This window comes from Corallococcus sp. AS-1-6, from assembly GCF_020037015.1.
GTDB lineage: Bacteria > Myxococcota > Myxococcia > Myxococcales > Myxococcaceae > Corallococcus.
Genome location: NZ_JAIQDE010000071.1, coordinates 1 through 5,325, shown reverse-complemented (window position 1 = coordinate 5,325; position 5,325 = coordinate 1). Strand labels below are relative to the sequence as shown.

Below are 5,325 nucleotides of genomic sequence, written 5' to 3'. Positions count from 1 at the left end.
GGCGACGTGGTGCGCTGGCGCGCGGACGGGATGCTCGACTACCTGGGCCGCGCCGACTTCCAGGTGAAGGTCCGCGGATTCCGCATCGAGTTGGGCGAAATCGAAGCCGCCCTCCTCAAGCATCCCCAGGTGCACGCGGCCGTGGTGCTGACTCGCGAGGACATCCCCGGCGACAAGCGGCTCGTCGCCTATCTCGTCCCCGAGGCGGGAGAGTCCCTGGACTCCACCGAGTTGCGCACCTTCCTCAAGCAGCACTTGCCCGAGTACATGGTGCCCTCCGCGATCCTCGTGTTGGAAGCGCTGCCCCTCAACACCAACGGCAAGGTGGACCGTAAGGCACTGCCCGCGCCCCAGGGCTCCGCGCTCGCCTCCACCTACGTCGCACCGCGCACGCCCACCGAGGAGCAGCTCGCGGTCATCTGGGCAGCAGTCCTGCGCCTGCCGCAGGTGGGCGTGAAGGACTCCTTCTTCGAGCTGGGTGGTCACTCGCTGCTGGCCACCCAGGTGGTGTCGCGTATCCGCGCCGAGTTCAGCGTGGAACTGCCCCTGCGCGCGCTCTTCGAGTCGCCCACCGTGGAGGCACTCGCTGTTCGTCTCTCGGGACTCACCCGCACGAACACCTCCCCGCTCACCCGCGTCTCGCATGACGGTCCGCTGCCGCTGTCCTTCGCCCAGCAGCGGCTGTGGTTCATTGAGCAGCTCGAACCGGGCAGCCCCCTCTACAACGTGCCTGTCGCCGTCCGGATGGAGGGCCACCTGCACGCGGACGCGCTGGAGCGTGCCCTGCAGGAAGTCGTGCGCCGACACGACGCCCTGCGCACCACCTTCGCCCAGGTGGACGGCGAACCGGTCCAGCTCATCCATCTTGACCATCCGCTGCCCCTGGGACTCGTGGACCTCACGGACGTGCCGGAGACGCAGCGCGAGTCCGAAGCGCGGCGTCTGGTGGACATGGAGATGCGCCGGCCCTTCGACCTGCGCACCGGGCCGCTCCTCCGCACGCTGCTCTTCAAGCTCTCTGGGCACGAGCACGTCCTCGTCGTCACGATGCACCACATCGTCTCCGACGGCTGGTCGCTGGGCGTGCTGGTGCGTGAAGTCACCACGCTCTACGCGGCCTTCTCCGCTGGGCAGCCGTCGCCCCTGCCTGCCCTTCCCGTGCAGTACGCGGACTACTCCGACTGGCAGCGCCGCACACTTTCGGGTGAGGCGCTGCGGCAGGAAGTGGCCTACTGGGAGCAGAAGCTCTTCGGCGCCCCTGCCGTACTGGAGTTGCCCACCGACTTCCCCCGCCCGGCCGTCCGGAGCAACGCGGGCGCGACCCTGGGCTTCACCCTGTCGCGGGAGCTGACGGAAGCGCTCCGGAGTCTGGCCCACCGGGAAGGCGGCTCGCTCTTCATGGTGCTGCTGGCTGCATGGCAGGGGCTGCTTGCGCGCTACACGGGACAGCAGGACATCAGCGTGGGCTCGCCCATCGCGGGCCGCACGCGGGCGGAGACAGAGGGCCTCATTGGCTTCTTCGTCAACACGCTCGTCCTGCGCGCGAAGGTGGATGAGGGCCAGTCCTTCCGGACGTTGCTCCAGCAGGTGCGCGCCACGGTGCTGGAGGCCTACGAGCACCAGGAGGTTCCCTTCGAGAAGCTGGTGGAGGTCCTCCAGCCGACGCGCAGCCTCAGCCACACGCCGCTCTTCCAGACGCTGCTCGCGCTCCAGAACGTGCCCACGGAGGAAGTGCGGCTATCGGACCTCCGGCTGCGAAGGCTGGAGGCCAGCCACTCCACGTCGAAGTTCGACCTGAGCGTCTTCTTCACGGAGACGTCCGAAGGCCTGCGAGGCACGCTGGAGTACAGCACCGCCCTCTTCAAGCAGTGCACCGTGGAGCGGATGGCCGCCCACCTGCGCACGCTGCTGGAGGCCGTGGCCGCGAAGCCCGAGCAGCCCATCGCGCACCTGACGCTCCTCTCCAGCGAGGAGCGTCAGCGCGTCCTCGTCGAGTGGAACGACACCCGCGCCACCAGCCCGACGGACGTGCCGGTCCACGTCCACTTCACCCGGCAGGCGCAGCGCACTCGCGACGCGGTGGCGCTGGTGTTGGGCGACGCGACACTGACGTATGCCCAGTTGGATTCACGCGCGAATCAGTTGGCCCATCATCTGCGGGCCCTGGGCATTGCCCCGGGTGCGCGCGTCGGCCTCGCCGTCGAGCGCTCCTTCGAGTTGGTGACGGCGCTCCTCGCCATCCTCAAGGTGGGCGCGGCCTTCGTCCCCGTGGACCGCAATGCGCCCGTGGAGCGCATCGCCATGCTGCTGGAGGATGCGGACGTCAGCGTGACGCTCGCACACCAGCCCTTCGCTTCGTTGCTCCCCGCCACTGGCACCCGCGTCTGGCTGGATGCCCAGTCCGCGGAGATTGCCTCGCGGCCCACGCATGCGCCGGATGTTCGCGTGGAGGGTGAAGCCCTGGCCTACGTCATGTTCACTTCCGGCAGCACCGGCCGCCCCAAGGGCGTCAGCGTGCCCCACCGGGGCATTACCCGCCTGGTGCTCGGCAGCACCTTCATGCGCTTCGGGCCAGACGAAGTCTGGCTGCAGTTCGCACCCGTTGCCTTCGACGCGTCCACCCTCGAAATCTGGGGCGCGCTGCTGCACGGCGCGAAGCTCGTCCTCGCTCCGCCGCACTCACTGTCGCTGGAGGAACTGGCCGACCAGTTGCGTCACCACCACGTGACGTCACTCTGGCTCACCGCCGCTCTCTTCGAGCAGATGGCCCTGCACCAGGGCGAAGCGCTCGCGGGCGTGCGACAGGTGCTCGCAGGTGGCGATGTGCTGCCCGCCGCCCGTGTGCGAGAACACCTCGCGCGCCTCCCGGAAGGCTCCACCTTCAGCAATGGCTACGGGCCCACGGAGAACACCACCTTCTCCACGACCTTCGCCATGCACCGAGATTCGGTGGTGGGCGGTTCGGTGTCCATCGGCCGGCCGCTCTCCAACTCGACGGTGTACGTGCTCGACGCGCACCTGCATCCAGTGCCCGTAGGTGTCGCCGGTGAGGTGTACGTGGGTGGCCAGGGTCTGGCCTGGGGCTACCTGAATCGCCCCGAACTGACCGCGGAACGCTTCATTCCCCATCCCTTCACCTCCTCTCCGGGCGAGCGCCTCTACCGCACGGGCGACAAGGCCCGCTGGCAGGAGGACGGCACGCTCGACTTCCTGGGCCGCGTCGACTTCCAGGTGAAGGTGCGTGGTTTCCGCATTGAGCTGGGTGAAATCGAAGCCGCCCTGCGCGCCTTCACCGGCGTCAACGAGGCCATCGTCGTGGCGCGCGGCACTGACGCGGACAAGCGTCTCGTCGGCTACGTCACCGCTCGCGACGGCCATTCCCTGGACACGGACGCGCTCAAGGCAGGCCTCAAGCAGCACCTGCCCGAGTACATGGTGCCGTCGGCCGTCATGGTGCTGGACGCCCTGCCCCTCAATGCCAACGGCAAGGTGGACCGCAAGGCCCTGCCGGAGCCCGACGCCCACGCCGCCGAAGCACGCGACTTCGTCGCGCCCCGCGACGCGCTCGAAATGCAGCTCGCCCGCATCTGGGAGGACGTCCTCGGCGTCCGCTCCGTTGGCGTCCGCTCCAGCTTCTTCGAGTTGGGCGGCCACTCCCTGCTCGCCGTGCGCATGGTCGCCGCCGTGCGCGAGCGCCTGGGCCAGTCGGTTCCCCTCTCCGCCCTCTTCCAGCAGCCCACCGTCGAGCAGCTCGCCCAGGTGCTGCGCGATGACTCCCAGGCCTGGACACCCCTCGTCCCGCTGGAGCGCGGAGAGCCAGGACACCGGCCCCTCTTCCTCGTCCACCCTGGTGGCGGCAACGTCCTGGCCTACTCGGAGCTGGCACGCCGCCTCGGCCCGTCACTGCCCGTCTACGGCCTCCAGTCGCGGGGCCTCGACGGACGGCCCGTCGCTGAGTCGATTGAAGAGATGGCCGCCCTCTACCTCGAAGCCATCCGCACCGTGCAGCCCCACGGCCCCTACCAGCTCGGAGGCTGGTCTCTCGGCGGCGTCATCGCCTACGAGATGGCCCGCAGGCTGCGCGAGGCCGGTGAAGCCGTGGACCTGCTCGCCCTCATTGATGCCCACCTCCATGGCCTGACGAAGCCAGCCCAAACCGAGACGCAGCTCGACGCCGAGGCCCGCGCGCGGCTCGCCTTCGCCCATGCCACCGCCACCGCCTTCGGCCAGCACCTCTCCGTCCCGGACGAAGCCCTGGCACAGGACGACGACGCGATGCTGGGCCACCTGCTCCAGGAAGGACTCCGGGCGCGAATCCTCGACGCGCACTCCGGTCCCGCCCAACTGCGCGCCCTCTTCAACGTCTTCCGGGCCAACCTCTTCGCACACGAGAAGTACGTCCCCCAGCCGTACGACGGCACTGCCTTGCTGCTGAGCGCCACCACTGTCGCCGCAGGCACTCCGCGCCACCGAGGCTGGGAGCCGCTCGTGCGAGGGGGCCTCCAGGTGCACGACGTCCCCGGTGGCCACCACGAGCTGATGCAGGACCCGCACCTCGGGCCCGTCGTCGAGCACCTGCGGGAGGCGCTCGCGCGGGTCTCCGGCATCGAACCCCGGCAGACCACGGGGAGCTGACGCCAGGGTTGGAGTGAAGCGAGGCACCCCACCGTCATGGATCATCGTGACGGTGGGTCATGGCCCTTCCGAGGCACCGAACCCGGCCCCTGATCCCCCAATGAGCAGGGAGGAGACGCTGGGAGCAGGTCTCACTCCGGAGGACATCTGACGTCCTTCCCTCCCTTGCTTCAGGGAGACAGAGCAATCCCGCAAATACCTGAATTCATTCGAGCGGGTGATTGTCCGCCCTCATGACAGAGTCATCGTAGGCGGAATAATCTCACCGATATGAATTTGACCCACCCTCGCGCTTCTTTGGGAAGAGCGGCGCAGGGAGTCAATCCGGCACCAGCAACACACCCGAGTTCTCGCGAGCGCCACTGCCTCAGTGGTGTTCGTACGCGGTGGCGGCCCCCAGTGCGGAGTACACGAGATGAGCCACGAGCTGTCGAAGCGGATCGCCAACCTCTCACCGGAAAAGCGCGCCGAGTTGCTCAGGAAGGTGGCCGCGCAGAAGACCGTCTCGGGGCTCTCCGCGCAGGGCCTCATCCCGGTACAGGACCGCTCGCGCCCGCTGCCCCTCTCCTTCGCGCAGCAGCGACTCTGGTTCATTGATCAACTGCAGCCCGGTACCTCCCTCTTCAACGTGCCCATGGCGGTGCGCCTGGAGGGTGCGCTCGACGTGGCCGTGCTGGAGCGCGCGTTGCG

At 68.6% G+C, this 5,325-nt stretch carries 2 protein-coding genes; both read left to right on the top strand.

The window, feature by feature from the left end; translation table 11 throughout:
* On the top strand, positions 1-4,635 hold a 4,635-nt coding region (locus tag K8612_RS38635), incomplete at its 5' end, for a non-ribosomal peptide synthetase (protein ID WP_223765910.1).
* A gap of 415 nt (positions 4,636-5,050) precedes the next feature.
* Positions 5,051-5,325 (top strand): condensation domain-containing protein (locus K8612_RS38630; protein WP_223765909.1); only part of this gene is annotated, 275 nt, incomplete at its 3' end.